The sequence below is a fragment of the Fodinicurvata fenggangensis DSM 21160 genome (genome assembly GCF_000686045.1).
Lineage (GTDB): Bacteria > Pseudomonadota > Alphaproteobacteria > Kiloniellales > DSM-21159 > Fodinicurvata > Fodinicurvata fenggangensis.
This window is the reverse complement of the sequence record NZ_JMLV01000034.1, coordinates 1-1357: the sequence shown is the minus strand read 5'-3', so window position 1 is coordinate 1357 and position 1357 is coordinate 1. Positions and strand designations below refer to the sequence as shown.

Below are 1357 nucleotides of genomic sequence, written 5' to 3'. Positions count from 1 at the left end.
CCTACGAGAACTGGCAGATCACCCAGGGCGGTGAGACCAAGCTGTTCTCCGAGTGGCAGGCCGAGGCCGGCGAAGGCGAGGTGATCGTTACGCTCACCGACCAGGGCGACGACGGCAAGGACTATGACTTTGTCGCAACCCAGGGCGAGGACGGCAGCCTGACCTTGACGCTGCACGAGAACTCCGTCCCGGGCCCGGAATCCATCAACCTGGATGGCGTCCTCGATCTGCAGGTTCCCATCGACGACAGCACGGATTTCACATTCGAGGTCGACACCACGACCTTTGAGTATGACGACGACAGCTTCAGCGATCTTGCCAATCGCGAGCTCAACCCCGAGGCTGAGATTCCCGACTATTGCGGCGAGGAGAGCGAGACGGTCTCCGACTCCCTGCCGATCCAGATCGGCGGCGTCGCCGGGCCGGCTGAGACGGGCTTTGCCTACGAGGAAGGTGGCGAGGTTTGCTCTGTCGAGACGGTCACGAAGGTGATTGGTGTCGATGCGGCCTTTGAAGGGTTCTCTGCGGCCTTTGTCTCGAACGCCGAGGGTGCGCCTGAGGTCAACGAGGAAGGCGACTACTTCATTTCGGTGAAGAACCCGAGCGATGAGGCGATCACCTACACCTGGGAGGATGCCGGCAGCGGCCAGAGTGGTTCGTTTGAGGCGCCTCCGGGCTGGAACAAGGTTGCGGTGGACCTGCCGGCCAACATGAGCAACGTGACCTTCAGCTACGAGGGGAACGAGAACACCAGCAACAATCTTGGTGAGCCGGCTCTATTCGAGCTGGGTGACAGCGACTGGGTTGCCGAGCAGACGACTTCGGGTGTGACCTATGTCGAGGACGGCGAGCGCCTGGCGGAAGATCACGGTGCGGACAGCACCGAGAGCCCGCTGGTTGTTCCGGTGAACTACATGGCCGCCACGCAGGACAGCGACGGCTCCGAAGGCATTGTCGAGGTGCGTCTGTCGAATACGAGCGACGGCGGGACCTGGCAGGTGGCCGGCGGTGCCCTGGGCCAGGGTGATGACCCGGTTGAGGTTGAGGTTCCGACGCAGGCCGGCGGTACGACCACGGCGACGGCCAGTGTGGATGGAGATGGCCAGTTGGTTCTGTCGTTTGCGGATCCGGGGGCGGAGTCTGTCGATCTTTCGAGCCTGGTTGGCGTTGAGCTGCCGATCGACGACAGCAGCGACTTCCGGATTGATGCCGCGACCACGACCCGCGAGTACGACGATGACGCCTTTGCGAACCTTGAGACACGCGAACTGAAGGACGGCTACGAGTTCAATCCGGATGATCCGGAGTGTGCCGACAGCGAGCATGTCACCGAAAGCTCTCTGGACGTGCGCGTCGG

The 1357-nt window shown here is 62.6% G+C and carries 1 protein-coding gene; it reads left to right on the top strand.

The window, feature by feature from the left end:
* On the top strand, positions 1-1357 hold a 1357-nt coding region (locus BP38_RS22870; protein ID WP_035725984.1), incomplete at both ends, for a hypothetical protein.